Genomic DNA, 15,330 nt, shown 5'->3' on the forward strand with positions numbered 1-15,330 from the left:
CGCACCGCCCGGACCATGACGAACGTGACGAAAAAAGACGAGGAGGCGTAGCCGTGGACATCGACATGAGTGCCCTGCGCACGCTGGTCAACGAGAAGAACATCCCCTTCGACCTGCTGGTCGAGTCCATCGAGTCCGCCCTCCTCACCGCGTACCACCGCACCGAGGGCTCGCGCCGCCGCGCCCGGGTGCACCTGGACCGCAAGTCCGGCCACGTCACCGTGTGGGCGACGGAGGACCCGGCCGAGCTGGACGAGGGCGTCGAGCCCAAGGAGTTCGACGACACCCCGAACGGCTTCGGCCGGATCGCGTCCAGCATCGGCATCCAGGTGATGATGCAGCGTCTGCGCGACGCCGCCGACGACCAGACCTTCGGTGAGTACGCGGGCAAGGAGGGCGACATCGTCACCGGTGTCGTCCAGCAGGGCAACGACCCGAAGAACGTGCTGGTCGACATCGGCAAGCTGGAGGCCATCCTGCCGCCGCAGGAGCAGGTCCCGGGCGAGGACTACCGGCACGGCACCCGGCTGAAGTGCTACGTCGTGGCGGTGCGCCGCGGTGTGCGCGGGGCCTCGGTGACGCTGTCGCGGACGCACCCGAGCCTGGTGAAGAAGCTGTTCGCGCTGGAGGTCCCGGAGATCGCGGACGGCAGCGTGGAGATCGCCGCGATCGCCCGTGAGGCCGGCCACCGCACCAAGATCGCGGTCTGGTCGCGCCGGGCCGGGCTGAACGCCAAGGGCGCCTGCATCGGCCCGATGGGCAGCCGGGTGCGCGCGGTGATGGGCGAGCTGCACGGCGAGAAGATCGACATCGTCGACTGGTCGGAGGACCCCCGGGAGATGGTCGCCGCGGCGCTGTCCCCCGCACGGGTGACCAGCGTGGAGATCGTCGACCTGGCCCAGCGTTCCGCCCGGGTGATCGTGCCGGACTACCAGCTGTCGCTGGCGATCGGCAAGGAGGGGCAGAACGCCCGCCTCGCCGCCCGCCTCACCGGCTGGCGGATCGACATCCGTCCGGACACCGAGGGCCAGCCCGAGGACGGCGGTCGGGACACCGACCGCTGAGTGCGGCGCTGACCGGTCGTTCGCCCTGCCAAAGCCCCCCGTCGTTCCGCCCGGGATCGGTGGGGCGGCGCCATGTCCCTTCGGAGGGGTAGACTTGCCTTCGTCTGGCCGGACGCACGTCCGAGCACGCCCGGAACGCACCTGCGTGGGCTGCCGCAAGCGAGCGGCCAAGCACCAGCTGTTGCGTGTCACGGCGGTCGAGGGCGTCTGCGTCCCTGATCCCCGTGGTGCACTGCCGGGCCGGGGCGCTCACCTGCACCCCGATCCGGCCTGCCTCGACCTCGCGGTCCGCCGTCGGGCGTTTCCCCGGGCCTTCCGCCTCCAGGGGACGCTCGACACGGAGCGGCTCCGCGAGTTCATCGGGGAGCGGACCGTCGACACCCCGGCGCCCTGAGTCCATCAGGCCGCCCGGTGGGGCGACACCCGCTACGGCCGCCGCTCAGTGCGGCGGGAGAACCACCGCAACAAGCACGGTTCGCGGGCAGCCGCGTGCCGTGCCACCAGTCAGGTACCTCGCGATGTGGAAGTAGGTCGAGATTGCGATGAGCTCTCGATGAGTACGCGATGAGTACGCGATGGGTACGCCCATGAAGTAGCGACGGTCCGGCGGACGAGACACCCCGGACTCATAGACAGGAGTGAAGTGGCTAAGGTCCGGGTTTACGAACTCGCCAAGGAACTTGGCTTGGAGAGCAAGGCCGTCATGGCCAAGCTCACCGAGCTCGGTGAGTTCGTCCGTTCGGCGTCCTCGACGATTGAGGCGCCGGTCGTACGAAAGCTGACTGACGCGCTTGGTGTGGCCCCCACCGGTGGTGGTTCCGCTGCCAAGCCGGGCCCGCGCAAGAGCGCGGCGCCCCAGCCCGCGGGTGGCTCCGCCGCCGCGGGTGCACCCAAGCCGGGTGCTCCGACCCCGGGTCCGCGCCCCAGCGCGACCCCTGGTCCCCGTCCCACCCCGGCCGCGGCCCCTGCGGCCGAGGCCGCGCCCGCCGCCCCGGCGGCCCCCGCCGCCGTCAAGCCGGCGGGTGGCCCGACCCCGGGCCCGCGCCCGGCGGCGCGTCCCGCCGCTCCGGCGGCCCCGGCCGCTCCCGCGGCCGAGTTCTCCTCGCCGGCTCCGGCCGGTGACACCCCGCGTCAGGCCCCGCAGGCCCCGCAGGCCCCGCAGGCCCCGCAGGCCTCGCGTCCGGCCGGTCCCGCCGGCGGCGGTGCCCGTCCGGGTCCGCGTCCGGCCGGCCCGCGTCCGGGCAACAACCCGTTCACCTCGGGCAGCGCGACCGGTATGGCCCGCCCCGGCGACCGCCGTCAGGGCGCGCCGGGTGCGCGTCCCGCCGGTCAGGGCGCCCCGGGTGGCGACCGTCCGCGTCCGGGCGGCGACCGTCCGCGTCCCGCTGGTGCTCCCGGTGCCGACCGTGGCGCCGCGCGTCCGGGCGGCGACCGTCCGCGTCCCGCTGGTGCTCCCGGCGCTGACCGTGGCGCCGCGCGTCCCGGTGGCGACCGTCCGCGTCCCGCTGGTGCTCCCGGCGCTGACCGTGGCGCCCCGCGTCCCGGTGGCGACCGTCCGCGTCCCGACGGCATGCCGCGTCCGGCCGGTCCGCGCCCCGGCGCCCCGTCCCCGTCCGGCATGCCGCGCCCGAACCCGGGCATGATGCCGCAGCGTCCGGCTCCGGGCCCGCGTCCGGGCCCCGGCGGCCGTGGCCCCGGTGGCCCCGGTGGCCGTCCGGGTGGTCCGGGTGCCGGTGGCGCCCGTCCGGGCTTCCAGGGTCGTCCGGCCGGTCCGGGCTCGCGTCCGGCCGGTGGCGGCGGCTTCGGCGGTCCGCGTCCCGGTGGCGGTGCCCCCGGTGGCGGCGGCGGCTTCGGCCCGCGTCCCGGTGGTTTCGGTGGTCGTCCCGGCGGCCCGGGTGCCCGTGGTGGCACGCAGGGCGCCTTCGGTCGTGGCCCGGGCGGTCGCCCGGCGCGTGGCCGCAAGTCGAAGCGGGCGAAGCGCCAGGAGTACGAGGCCATGCAGGCCCCGTCCGTCGGCGGTGTGATGCTGCCTCGCGGCAACGGCCAGACCGTTCGCCTGTCGAGCGGCGCCTCGCTGATGGACTTCGCGGAGAAGATCAACGCCAACCCGGCCGCGCTCGTCTCCGTCATGTTCAACCTCGGTGAGATGGTCACCGCGACGCAGTCGGTCTCCGACGCGACCCTCGAGCTGCTGGCCGGCGAGATGGGCTTCATCCTGGAGATCGTCAGCCGCGACGACGAGGACCGCGAGCTGCTGGAGTCGTTCGACATCGACTTCGGTGCGAACGAGGGCGACGAGGACCAGCTGGCTCCGCGCCCGCCGGTCGTCACCGTCATGGGTCACGTCGACCACGGTAAGACCCGCCTGCTGGACGCCATCCGCAAGTCCAACGTGGTGGCCGGCGAGGCCGGTGGCATCACCCAGCACATCGGTGCCTACCAGGTCGTCACCGAGGTGAACGGCGAGCAGCGCCCGATCACCTTCCTCGACACCCCGGGTCACGAGGCGTTCTCCGCCATGCGTGCCCGTGGTGCCAAGTCCACCGACATCGCGATCCTGGTGGTCGCGGCCAACGACGGTGTCATGCCGCAGACGGTCGAGGCGTTGAACCACGCCAAGGCCGCGGGTGTGCCGATCGTGGTCGCCGTCAACAAGATCGACGTCGAGGGCGCCGACCCGACCAAGGTCCGCGGTCAGCTGACCGAGTTCGGTCTGGTGGCCGAGGAGTACGGCGGCGACACCATGTTCGTCGACATCTCCGCGCGCCAGGGCCTCAACATCGAGCAGCTGCTGGAGGCCGTGGTCCTCACCGCGGACGCCTCGCTCGACCTGCGGGCCAACCCCGAGCAGGACGCGCAGGGTATCGCCATCGAGGCCCACCTCGACAAGGGCCGCGGCGCCATGGCGACCGTGCTCGTGCAGCGCGGTACCCTCCGCGTCGGCGACTCGATCGTGGTCGGCGACGCCTACGGCCGCGTCCGCGCGATGCTGGACGAGAACGGCAACAGCCTCGCCGAGGCAGGCCCGTCCCGCCCGGTGCTGCTGCTCGGTCTGACCTCGGTGCCCCGCGCCGGCGACAGCTTCATCGTCGTCGACGAGGACCGCACCGCCCGTCAGATCGCCGAGAAGCGTTCGGCCCGCGACCGCAACGCCGCCTTCGCGCAGCGTCGGGTCCGGGTGTCCCTGGAGGACCTGGACAAGGCCATCGCCGCCGGCGAGATCGAGCAGCTCAACCTCATCATCAAGGGTGACGTCTCCGGTTCGGTCGAGGCCCTCGAGGACGCGCTCGTCAAGCTGGACGTGGGCGAGGAGGTCGAGCTCCGCATCCTGCACCGCGGTGTGGGTGCGATCACCGAGTCCGACGTCAACCTGGCGATGGGTTCGGACGCCATCATCATCGGCTTCAACGTGCGCGCCGAAGGCCGTGCGCGTACCGCGGCCGACAAGGAAGGCGTGGACGTCCGGTACTACTCGGTCATCTACCAGGCGATCGAGGAGATCGAGAACGCCCTCAAGGGCATGCTCAAGCCCGAGTACGAGGAGGTGCGCCTCGGCTCCGCGGAGATCCGCGAGGTGTTCCGCTCCTCCAAGTTCGGCAACATCGCGGGTGTCATCGTCCGCGAGGGCCTGCTGCGCCGCAACGCCAAGGCCCGCCTCATCCGCGACGGCAAGGTCGTGGCGGAGAGCCTCAACATCGAGGGTCTGCGCCGCTTCAAGGACGACGCGACCGAGGTCCGCGAGGGCTTCGAGGCCGGTGTCACCCTGGGGTCGTTCAACGACATCAAGGTCGAGGACATCATCGAGACCTACGAGATGCGCGAGAAGCCGCGTTCGTAGTCGGTGAAAGCCGGGGCCGGTCGACGGGTGGTATTTCCGTCGACCGGCCCCGGTCTCGCTGTGTAGGGTCCGGGGTAGTTCTGATGTGGCAGCGTTCAGATGCAGCGGCGTTCAGACCTAGTACCGGCAGCCCGGTTCCGGGCTGCCCCCCGAGGCCTTCCAGGTCGGCGAGACCTGTCATACATGTTCGTGGGAACACTCACCTTCGACCTGCTGTTGGGCGACGTCCACTCGCTCAAGGAGAAGCGTTCGATCGTGCGGCCCATCGTGGCCGAACTGCAGCGCAAGTACAGCGTGTGCGCTGCCGAGACCGGGAACCAGGATCTGCACCGCAGGGCCGAGATCGGCCTCGCGGTGGTGGCCGGCGATGCCGGATACGTCACCGAGATCCTGGACAGCTGTGAGCGGTTGGTCGCCGGCCGCCCCGAGGTGCAGCTCCTCTCCGCGAGGAGGAGGTACCACAACGACGACGATGAATGAGAGCCGTGGAGACGGTCGGCGGAAGTCGCCGTTCTCACACGGATCAGGACCCAGAGCGCCCGCAAGGCCGGGCGCGGGCCGGTACTTTGGGGCGTGGGCCCCGAAGGGTGCGCAGCTCACCCGAATGCCGGACCCACTGCACGAGGAGGCAACGTGACCGACACCGCAAGGGCGCGCAAGCTCGCCGACCGCATCCAGGTGGTCGTCGCCCAGACCCTGGAGCGGCGGGTCAAGGACCCGCGACTGGGGTTCGTGACCATCACCGACACCCGGGTGACCGGGGATCTGCGCGAGGCCACCGTCTTCTACACCGTCTTCGGCGACGAGACCGAGCGCGAGGCCACGGCCGCCGCGCTGGAGAGTGCCAAGGGCGTGATCCGCTCCGAGGTCGGCAAGATCGGGGTGCGTTTCACCCCGACGCTGACCTTCGTCGCGGACGCGCTGCCGGACAACGCCCGGAACATCGACGACCTGCTCGACCGGGCCAAGGCCATCGACGCGGCGGTGCGCACCACCGCCGCGGGCGCGACCTACGCCGGCGAGGCGGACCCGTACAAGGTTCCGGCGGCCGAGCGTGACGACGAGGACGAGTAGTCATGGCGGGTGAGCCGGCGAAGGCCGCCTCGCGAGCCGGTTCGACCACGGGGGCGTCTTCCACCAGCACGGTGGAGGACGCCCTCGTGGCGCTCCCGGGGCCGCGCACCGAGGAGAGCGGTTTCGAACTGCTCTGGCAGCAGGTGGTGGCGGAGATCGGGCGGGCCCGGTCGATCGACCTGATCTGCCACATCTGCCCGGACGGCGACGCCCTGGGCTCCTCGTTGGCGGCCGCGCTGGCGCTGCGCGGGCTCGGCAAGCGGGTGCGGGTCTCCTTCGGCGACGACCCGCAGATCGTGCCCGAGTCGCTGGCCTTCCTGCCCGGCCAGGAGCTGATCGTGCCGGCCGCCGAGGTGCCGGACGTCCCCGAGCTGGTGCTCTGCTTCGACGTGGCCGCGGAGAGCCGGCTCGGCCTGCTGCACGGCAAGGCCTTCGCCGCGCCGGTGCTGGTGGTGATCGACCACCACGCCTCCAATCCGGGCTTCGGCACCCACCAGCTGATCGACCCGACCGCGCCGGCCACCGCCGTCCTGGTCGACGAACTGCTGCGCCGGCTCGGCGTCGAACTCGACCAGGACCTGGCCACCTGCCTGTACACCGGCGTCGCCACCGACACCGGTTCGTTCAAGTACCGGGCCACCACGCCCGCCACCCACGAACTCGCCGGGCGGCTGCTGGCCACCGGCATCCGGCACGACCTGATCTCCCGGCAGCTGTGGGACACCTCCTCCTTCGGTTACCTCAAGGTGCTCGCGGGCGCGCTCGACCGGGCCGTCTACGAGCCGGACGCGGCCGGCGGGCTGGGCCTGGTGTGGACCTGGGTGCCGTACCAGGACCTGGTGCTGTTCAGCGTCACGGTCGAGGAGATCGAGGGGCTGATCGACATCCTGCGCCGCCCGGCCGAGGCCGAGGTGGCGCTGGTGCTCAAGCAGGACCCGGACGGCACGCTGCGGGGCTCCTCGCGTTCCAAGGGCGCGGTGGACGTCGCCGCCGCCTGCGCCGAGCTGGGTGGCGGCGGGCACGTCTTCGCGGCCGGGTTCAGCGCCCGGGAGGACGTGGCCGCGGTGGTCGAACGGTTCCGGGGCGCGCTGCGACCGGTACGTTGATCATCTCTTGACCGCTTTTTAGAGAAAGAACTTGATGAAGCGCAAAGGCACCGGCCCGGACGGCCTGGTGATCGTCGACAAGCCCGAGGGCATCACCTCCCACGGGGTCGTCGCCAAGCTGCGATGGCTGGCCGGGACGCGGAAGGTCGGGCACGCCGGCACGCTCGACCCGATGGCCACCGGCGTGCTGGTGATCGGCGTCGAGCGGGCCACCCGGCTGCTCGGCCACCTGATGCTCACCGCCAAGACGTACGAGGCGACCATCCGGCTCGGCCAGACCACCGTCACCGACGACCGGGAGGGCGAGGTCACCGCGTCCGCCCCGGCCGACGGGGTGACCAGGGAGGCGATCGACGCCGGGATCGCCGTGCTCACCGGCGAGATCATGCAGGTGCCCTCCAAGGTCAGCGCGATCAAGATCGACGGCAAGCGGTCGTACGCGCGGGTGCGCGAGGGCGAGGACTTCGAGCTCGCGGCCCGGCCCACCACGATCCACTCCTTCACCGTGCACGCACAGCGCGCGGCGCTCGCCGAGGACGGCACGCCGGTGATCGACCTGGACGTGACCGTCGAGTGCTCCTCCGGCACCTACATCCGGGCGCTGGCCCGCGACCTGGGCGCCGGGCTCGGCGTCGGCGGCCACCTCACCGCGCTGCGGCGCACCAGGGTCGGGCCGTACTCGGTGGAGTCGGCGCACACCCTGGAGCAGCTGGAGGCCGCGGTCACCGGCGAGTCCCCGATGGGGCTGCAGGTGCTGCCGATCGGGGAGGCCGCGGCCGCCGCCTTCCCGCGCTGGGACCTGGACGAGTCGCAGGCGGAGAAGCTGTCGCACGGTGCCCGGCTCAAGGCGCCCGGGCTGGGCGTGGACGGGCCGATCGCGGTGTTCGGGCCGGACGGGCGCTTCCTCGCGCTGGTCGAGGAGACGGGCGGGCAGGCGAAGCCGGTCGCGGTCTTCGTCGGCTGACGCCCCGCAGCGCACGCGTCACCCCCGTCGGGAGTCTTCCGGCGGGGGTTTCGCTCGTTCGGGAGTCGTCCCGGGAGGGGTTTCGCTCGTTCGGGGGGTGTTTCGGCGAGGTCCGGGGTTCCGGGTGAGGTCCGGAGGCTCGTTCCGGCGAGGGAGAGGTCACCCGCCCGGGGGAGCGCGCGAGGTGAACGCCCGTGGTGAGCGGCGCAGGCGCGGTGGGGCCGCCTCCCGGGCGGGCAGGCTCCCCGACGGCGAGCAGGTCGCCGTGACGAGCCCGCTCCCGGGCCGTCCGGCCTGCGGGGAGGGCAGTGCGAATGCCGGGATTCCTGGACGGCGACGGCGTGGCGGGAGACCCGGGGCGGTACCTGCTGCGGATCCGCGACCTCAACGGGCGACTGCACGGCTTAGGGTTCGTCGCCGACCCGCAGGGCACCGTCCTCACCGCCCACGAGAGCGTCACCGGCCTGGACCGGATCGTCCTGCACACCCCCGGCGGGCAGACCAGGGTGCTGGGCCCGGACGCCGTACTGCCGCTGCCCGGGCACGGGCTCGCCCTGCTGCGCACCGACGCGGTCGGCGGGCTGCCCGTGCCGCCGCTGCCCGTCGCGGCCCTCGGGGCTGGGCGCGAGGTGCTGCTGCCCGCGCTGGCCGGCGAGGACGGGCGCGTGGTGGCGCTGCGCTGCGGTCTGCTGGGTGCCGCCGGGGCCGGGTACGGCGGGGTCGGCGGGGTGCTGCTGCTCGACCCGCCGGTGGTCGCCGGCGTCGCGGTGCCGGCCGGCTCGCCGGTGCTGGACGCCCGCAGCGGCGCCGTGGTGGCCCTGGCCGTGCCCGCGCTGCGCGGGCCGCGGCACGGCGGCGCGCTCCCGGCGGTGCCGGCCGGCGGCGGCGCGGTCGCGGTCGCCCCGGCGCTGGCCGAACTGCTGGCGCGCAACGGCGCGGCCGTGCCCGGCTACGGGCCCGCGCTCAACCTGGCCGGCGTGTTGCGGCTGACCGCCGCCCAGCTGGCCGCCGCGGGGGCCGGCCCGGACCGGGTCGCCGGGCTCGCCGCCGACCGGGTCGACCGGCCCGACGGACTGGCCGGGGACGAGCCGCAGGCCACCGTCACCGCTCTGGTCGGCGCCCCCGGCAGTGGGCGCTCCACCGAACTCGCCGCCCTCGCCGCCCGCCGCGCCGGCGGCGCCCGGCCGCTGCCCACCCTCTGGCTGCGCGGCGCCGACCTGCGCGCCGAGGACCGCTCGCTCGCCGCCCCGGTGGAACGGGCCCTGGCCGCCGTCGCGGCCGAGCTGGGCACCCCGGCGCCCGCGCCGGAACCGGTGGCGGCGCTGTGCGCGGCGGCCGGGCGGCCGCTGCTGGTGGTCCTGGACGGCCCCGAGGAGGCCCCCGCGCCGCTGGACCCGCGCTGGCTGCGCGGCGCGGGGGACTGGCTGACCGGCTGCGGGGCGCGGCTGCTGACCGCCTGCGGCGAGGAGGCCTGGGTGCGGCTGGCGGCCGAGAAGTGGGGCAGCGGCCCCGGCCCCGCCCGGTACCCGGACCCGCCGGAGCCGGCCGGCGACCTGGCCAGCGCCCCCACCGTCCGGATGGACGGCGGCGGCCCGGGCGCCCCCAGCCTCGCCGGGCACCGGCTCGGCCCGCTCCCCGCCGAGGCGGCCGAGCGGGTGCGCCGCCGCTACGGGCTGCCGCCGGGCTGGCCGGCCGACGCCGACGCGCGGCACCCGCTGGCCGTCCGGCTGGCCGGCGAGCTGTGGGCGGAGGGCCTGCGCGGGGAGCCGGGCCGCCGGGGCGAACTGTTCGCCGCCTACCTGGACCTGCGCTGCCTGCGGGTGGCCCGGCGGCTGGCCGAGGACGGCCGGCAGCGCCGGCCAGGTGCCCACCGCCGGAGTTCCGCCCGCCCGGCCGGGCCCTCCCACGGGCGGGTGCGGCGGCTGGCGGCCGCGGTGGCCGGACGGGTGCACGAGGCGGCCCGGCGGATGCTCGGCGCCGGGCCGGGCGGGCTGGGCCGGGCCGTCTTCGAGGAGCTGTTCCCGGCGGCCGGCGGCTGGGCCACGGCCGTCCTCGCCGAGGGCCTGTTCGTCCCGGCCGGGCCCGGATTCCGGTTCGCGCACGGGGAGTTCGCGGACTGGCTGCAGGGCCTGCACCTGGACCTGGACGCCGCGCTGCGGCTGCTGCTCGGCGAGGCCGCGGACACGCCGTCCTCGCCCGCGAACGGGCTGGAGGGCGCGCCTGCGCAGGGCCCCCCGCGCGGCGTCCCCCGGCACCGGATCGGCCCGGTCGCCGCCGCGCTGCGCCGGCTGGCCGAGACCTGGGGCGCACCCGCCCTGGACCCGTGGCTGCACCGGCTCTGGCGCGCCCTGGACCTGCGCCCGCCCGGCAGCGAACCGGCCTGGTGGGCGGGCCGGCTGCTCACCGCCGGGCTGGCCGCCAGCCCCGAACCGGCCGAACACCGGGCGCTGCTCGACCAGTTGGCCGGGAGGATCGCCGAACGGGCGGTCGCCGAAGGCGGGTTGGACGCGCTCCCGGCGGACGGGCTCGGCGCGTTCGGCCCGGCGTTCTGGACCGGCCTCGGTCTGCCCGTCGAGGCCGAACTCGCCCTGCTGCGCCGCCTGGTGGCCGCCGACGGGCCCGGGCAGCCGTTCCTCGGCGCGGTGGCCGAGCGGCTGCGCGCCGACCCCGTCGCGGTGTTCCCGCTGCTCTGCGCCTGGTTCGACGATCCGCGCGGCCTGCCCGGCCGCCCCGGGCACACCGTCGCCGACCTCGCCCACGACCTGCTGCACGCCCACCGCCGGCTCGCCCTGGACGAGTTGGCCGACGCCCTGGCCGACGCCGCGCACCCGAGGGCGGACGCGCTGCTCACCGTGCTCGCCACCGAGGAACCCTCCGCGCTCTGCCGGGCGGTGGACCGCTGGAGCCACGACGGGCGGCCCGAGCGGCACGTCGCCGCCGCCGTGCACGCCCTGCACGCCGCCCCGTACGCCGTCGGCGCCGCCGCCGGACTGCTGCGGTTCACCGCGCTGACCCTGCTCGCCCGGGAGGACGAACCGGGCCTGCACGGCGCCGCCCTCGCCCTGCTGGTCGGCGACCCGGCGACCAGGGCCGAGCACCTCCCCGCCGCGCTGGCCCTGCACCGGGCGGGCGGCGACGCCTTCCTCACCCCCAGGGCGCTGGCCCCCGCCCTGGAGAGCGACCCGGAACCCGTCCTGGCCGCGCTCGCCGACCGGCTGGCGGCCCCCGGCGCGGCCGCCGCCGAGACCCTGCGGATGCTCGCCGACGCCCGCACCCCGGTGGCCACCCGGCGGGGCGCCGAACTCGCCGCCCGGCTGCTGCGCGAGCACCCGGCGCTGGCCGGCCCGGTCGCCGTCGACTACCTGGGCCGCCGCCTGGAGCGCGCCGCGACCGGCGGCCCGGCCGCCCGGCTGGAGCTGCGGGTGCTGCTCGGCGGCGCGCTGGCCGCCCGGGCGGCGGGCGTGCGGCGGCCGTTCGCCCAGGTGCTGTCCGTCCCGGTGGCCGACCCGGCGGCGGACGCGCTGCGCTGCGAACTGCTGGACACCCTGCTCGCCGTCGAGACCGACCCGGCGGTGCTGACCGCGGCCGTGGAGCGGCTGGCCGAGCACTGCGCGGCCGAGAATCCGGCCCGGGCCCGCGCGGTGCTGGCCCGGGCGACGCCGGGCCTGCCGGCCGCGGACGAACTGCTGGTGCGCTGGGCCGGCCGCTCGGCGGCGTTCGCGCAGCTGCTCGCCCAGTGGCCGCGGGACGCCGCCCCGACCGCGCCGGACGGGCCCCGGCTGGCCCGGATGCGGGCCCTGGCGGCGGCCGGCCGCGACCCGCAGTACGCGGCCGCCGAGGCGGAGCGGACCGTGCCCGGGCGGGCCGCGCACCCGTCGGTGCGCCCAACCCGCATTCCGGTGCCGGAGCAGGAGCAGGCGCATGGCACGCTATAGGGGTTCGGGTTTGAGCGTTTGAGCGTACAGAGGGTACGCGCCGTACGGAACAAGGAGCGGTCAGGGTGCAGCGCTGGCGTGGCCTGGAGGAGATCCCCGCTGACTGGGGACGCAGCGTCGTCACCATCGGCTCGTTCGACGGGGTGCACCGCGGGCATCAGCTGATCATCGGTCGGGCGGTCGAGCGGGCCCGCGAACTCGGCCTCCCCGCGGTGGTGGTGACCTTCGACCCGCACCCGCGCGAGGTCATCCGCCCGGGCAGCCACCCGCCGCTGCTCGCACCGCAGGCGCGCCGCGCCGAGCTGATCGCGGGCCTCGGCGTGGACGCGGTGCTGGTGCTGCCGTTCACCCCGGAGCTGTCCCAGGAGTCGCCGGAGACCTTCGTCCAGCAGGTCCTGGTCGACGCCCTGCACGCCCGGGCCGTCATCGAGGGCCCCAACTTCCGCTTCGGGCACCGGGCCGCCGGGGACGTCGCGCTGCTCACCGAGCTGGGCCGCTCGGCCGGCTTCGACGTCGAGGTGGTCGACCTCCAGGTGAGCGGCGCCGCCGGGTCCGGCGAGCCGTTCTCCTCCACCCTGACCCGGCGGCTGGTCGCGACCGGGGACATGGCCGGCGCCGGCGAGGTGCTGGGCCGCCCGCACCGGGTCGAGGGCGTGGTGGTGCGCGGCGCGCAGCGCGGCCGTGAGCTCGGCTACCCGACCGCCAACGTCGAGACCGTGCCGCACAGCGCGATCCCGGCCGACGGCGTGTACGCGGGCTGGCTGACCGCCGACGGCGAGCGCATGCCCGCCGCCATCTCGGTCGGCACCAACCCGACCTTCGACGGCACCGCCCGCACCGTCGAGGCGTACGCCATCGACCGGGTCGGCCTGGACCTGTACGGGCTGCACGTGGCCGTGGACTTCCTGGCCTACCTGCGCGGGATGGAGAAGTTCGACTCCATCGACGCGCTGCTCGACCGGATGGCCGACGACGTCAAGCAGGCCCGCGAGCTGACCGACGGCGTCTGAGCACTGCCGCAGCACGGGGAAGGGCCCGCCGACCTGGTCGGCGGGCCCTTCGGCGTCACTGCGGGGGCTGCGGCGGGTGGCCGTAGCCGGGCGGCGGCTGGTAGCCGTCCGGCGGGGACGGCTGGGACGGCGAGGCGGGCGGGGCGGGCTGCGGCGGCTGGCCCTGGGCGGGCGGGTAGCCGTAGCCCGGGCCCGGCTGCGGGGCGGGCTGCGGGGCCGGCTGCTGCTGGGCGCCCGGCTGTGGCCAGGCCGTGGGGGCGGGCGGCTGCTGCGGGTAGCCGTAGCCGGGTGGTGGCGGCGGCGGGGCCTGGCCGGGCTGCGGTGCCCACGGCGCCCCGGGGGCGGGCTGAGCGGCCTGACCCGCCTGACCCGCCTGACCCGGATACGGCTGTGGCTGTGGCTGCGGCGGGTACGGCGTGGCCTGCACCTGCTGCTGCCACCCGGACTGCTGGGCGGCGGCCTGCTGGGCCCGGACGATGTCCTCGCCGACCAGGGTGGCCAGCTCGAAGTAGGCCTCGCGGACCTTGGGCCGCATCATGTCGAGGTTGACCTCGGCGCCGGCCGCCAGGCTCTCGTCGAACGGCACCACGATCACCCCGCGGCAGCGGGTCTGGAAGTGCGCGACGATGTCCTCGACCTTGATCAGCTTGCTGGTCTCGCGCACCCCGGAGACCACCGTGATGCTGCGCTGCACCAGGTCCGCGTAGCCGTGCGCGGAGAGCCAGTCCAGGGTGGTCGAGGCACTGGAGGCGCCGTCCACGCTGGGGGTGGAGACGATGATCAGCTGGTCGGCGAGGTCCAGCACCCCGCGCATCGCGCTGTACAGCAGGCCGGTGCCGGAGTCGGTCAGGATGATCGGGTACTGGCGGCCCAGCACGTCGATGACCTGGCGGTAGTCCGAGTCGTTGAACGTGGTCGAGACCGCCGGGTCGACGTCGTTCGCCAGGATCTCCAGGCCCGAGTTGAGGTCCTGCGAGGTGAACTGACGGATGTCCATGTAGCTGCGCAGGTGCGGGATGGCCGTCACCAGGTCGCGGATGGTCGCGCCGGTCTGGCGCTTGACCCGGCGGCCCAGGGTGCCGGCGTCCGGGTTGGCGTCGATCGCGATCACCTTGTCCTGGCGCTCGCTGGCCAGGGTCGCGCCGAGCGCGGTGGTGGTCGTGGTCTTGCCGACCCCGCCCTTGAGGCTGATCACGGCGATCCGGTAGCAGCTCAGCACCGGGGTGCGGATGATCTCCAGCTTGCGCGACTTCTCGGCGGCCGCCGCCTTGCCGCCGAACTGGAACCGCGGCTGCTGGCGCTGCTGCTTGGGCTGGCTGCGCAGCAGCCGGTCCGAGGACAGCTCGACCGCGGCGGTGTAGCCGAGTGGCGCGCCGTGCGCCACGGGCGGCTGCGGGGCGGCGGAGTGCGGGAACGCGACCGGCGGCGGCGCTACGGCGCCCTGCGGCGGCCACGGCTGCACCCCGCCGGACTGCTCGTGCGGCGAGCCCGGCAGCAACGGCTGGTACTCGTGCGGCTGGGGCTGGGCCGACTGCGGGTAGGCGGGGGGCTGCGGCCAGCCGCCCTGGCGCGGATCCACCGGCGCGGGCGGCTGAGGGTACGGCTGCTGCGGCTGTGCGGGCTGCGGCTGGGCGGCGCCCTGCTGGGCGGCCCACGCGGCGGCGGCCTGCGGGTCGTGCGCCGGCAGTGGCTGCTGCGGGGGCAGGTGCTGCGCGGGCGGCTGAGGGTACGGCTGCGGGTACGGCTGCGGTGGGACCGGCTGGGCGGGCTGCGCCGGCGGCGGGGCCGGGGCCGGGTACGGCGGTTGCGGGGCGGGCTGCGGCTGCGCCGGGGCCTGCGCCGGCCAGCCCGGGGCGACGGCCTGTGGCTGCTCGAACGCAGGGGCAGGGGCAGGGGCGGGGGCAGGAGCGGGGACGGGGGCCTGGGCAGGGGCGGACGCCGGGAACGGGACGTGCTGCGCCTCGGCCTGGACGGGCTGTGCGGGCTGTGCGGGCGGCACGGGCTGGGCGGGTACGGGCGCCTGAGCCGGCGTCGGGGCCGGAGCCTGGACGGGCACCGGCGCCGGAGCGGTGGCCTGCGGAGCCTGCACCGCCGTCGGAGTCTGAACTGCCGGAGCCTGCACCGCCGTCGGAGCCTGCACCGCCGGGGCCGGAGCCGGGGCCGCCGAGGCGTCCGTCTGCACGTACCAGGACGGGGGAGTGTAGTCGGGCGCGTCGGACCAGTCGTCGTCGTCCTCTGCCGCGTTGTCGCCGACGTAGACGCCGTCCCGATCGCTGCTCACTAGGGCTCCCTCGTGTTCGCCGCCGCTTGTTCAGCGGTGCCGTTGCCGCATCAAAGAC

The 15,330-nt window shown here is 75.2% G+C and carries 10 protein-coding genes; 9 read left to right on the forward strand and 1 reads right to left on the reverse strand.

Features of this window, described 5'->3' with window-relative positions; genetic code table 11:
• Positions 1-53: 53 nt before the first annotated feature.
• The 9 genes from nusA to AB0R04_RS29940 all read left to right on the forward strand — a co-directional run bounded on the left by nusA (position 54) and on the right by AB0R04_RS29940 (position 12,991).
• On the forward strand, positions 54-1,064 hold the full coding sequence (nusA, locus tag AB0R04_RS29900; RefSeq protein ID WP_063347626.1) for a transcription termination factor NusA: 1,011 nt from the start codon (positions 54-56) through the stop codon (positions 1,062-1,064).
• A 94-nt stretch (positions 1,065-1,158) separates the two neighbouring features.
• Positions 1,159-1,458, forward strand: a complete 300-nt coding sequence (locus tag AB0R04_RS29905; RefSeq protein WP_079135592.1) for a YlxR family protein — start codon at positions 1,159-1,161, stop codon at positions 1,456-1,458.
• 249 nt (positions 1,459-1,707) lie between these two features.
• On the forward strand, positions 1,708-4,902 hold the full coding sequence (gene infB / locus AB0R04_RS29910; protein WP_363376689.1) for a translation initiation factor IF-2: 3,195 nt from the start codon (positions 1,708-1,710) through the stop codon (positions 4,900-4,902).
• A 183-nt stretch (positions 4,903-5,085) separates the two neighbouring features.
• Positions 5,086-5,382, forward strand: a complete 297-nt coding sequence (locus AB0R04_RS29915) for a DUF503 domain-containing protein (protein ID WP_063347622.1) — start codon at positions 5,086-5,088, stop codon at positions 5,380-5,382.
• A 153-nt stretch (positions 5,383-5,535) separates the two neighbouring features.
• Positions 5,536-5,976 (forward strand): 30S ribosome-binding factor RbfA, encoded by a 441-nt coding sequence (rbfA, locus tag AB0R04_RS29920; protein WP_063347621.1) that lies wholly within the window; start codon positions 5,536-5,538, stop codon positions 5,974-5,976.
• A gap of 2 nt (positions 5,977-5,978) precedes the next feature.
• Entirely contained in the window at positions 5,979-7,082 is a 1,104-nt protein-coding gene (locus tag AB0R04_RS29925) for a bifunctional oligoribonuclease/PAP phosphatase NrnA (RefSeq protein ID WP_363376691.1), read from the forward strand.
• Positions 7,083-7,116: 34 nt separating this feature from the next.
• Positions 7,117-8,046 (forward strand): tRNA pseudouridine(55) synthase TruB, encoded by a 930-nt coding sequence (truB, locus tag AB0R04_RS29930; RefSeq protein WP_363376693.1) that lies wholly within the window; start codon positions 7,117-7,119, stop codon positions 8,044-8,046.
• Positions 8,047-8,360: 314 nt separating this feature from the next.
• Positions 8,361-11,981 carry a serine protease gene (locus AB0R04_RS29935; RefSeq protein ID WP_363376695.1) on the forward strand — a complete coding sequence of 1,207 codons (3,621 nt, stop codon included), beginning with the start codon at positions 8,361-8,363 and terminating at the stop codon, positions 11,979-11,981.
• A 65-nt stretch (positions 11,982-12,046) separates the two neighbouring features.
• Positions 12,047-12,991 (forward strand): bifunctional riboflavin kinase/FAD synthetase, encoded by a 945-nt coding sequence (locus AB0R04_RS29940; protein ID WP_063347618.1) that lies wholly within the window; start codon positions 12,047-12,049, stop codon positions 12,989-12,991.
• Between the two features lie 55 nt (positions 12,992-13,046).
• Here the strand turns inward: AB0R04_RS29940 and AB0R04_RS29945 are convergent, their stop codons facing one another.
• Positions 13,047-15,272, reverse strand: a complete 2,226-nt coding sequence (locus AB0R04_RS29945; RefSeq protein ID WP_363376696.1) for a MinD/ParA family protein — start codon at positions 15,270-15,272, stop codon at positions 13,047-13,049.
• Between the last annotated feature and the right edge of the window lie 58 nt (positions 15,273-15,330).

The organism is Kitasatospora sp. NPDC056731 (assembly GCF_040687675.1).
Taxonomy (GTDB): Bacteria; Actinomycetota; Actinomycetes; order Streptomycetales; family Streptomycetaceae; genus Kitasatospora.

What these genes read in the sequence shown, in the direction of transcription:
- AB0R04_RS29925 (WP_363376691.1), top strand. Translation starts at nt 5,979, where the DNA reads ATGGCGGGTGAGCCGGCGAAGGCCGCCTCGCGAGCCGGTTCGACCACG.
- AB0R04_RS29935 (WP_363376695.1), top strand. Translation starts at nt 8,361, where the DNA reads ATGCCGGGATTCCTGGACGGCGACGGCGTGGCGGGAGACCCGGGGCGG.
- truB (WP_363376693.1), top strand. Translation starts at nt 7,117, where the DNA reads ATGAAGCGCAAAGGCACCGGCCCGGACGGCCTGGTGATCGTCGACAAG.
- AB0R04_RS29915 (WP_063347622.1), top strand. Translation starts at nt 5,086, where the DNA reads ATGTTCGTGGGAACACTCACCTTCGACCTGCTGTTGGGCGACGTCCAC.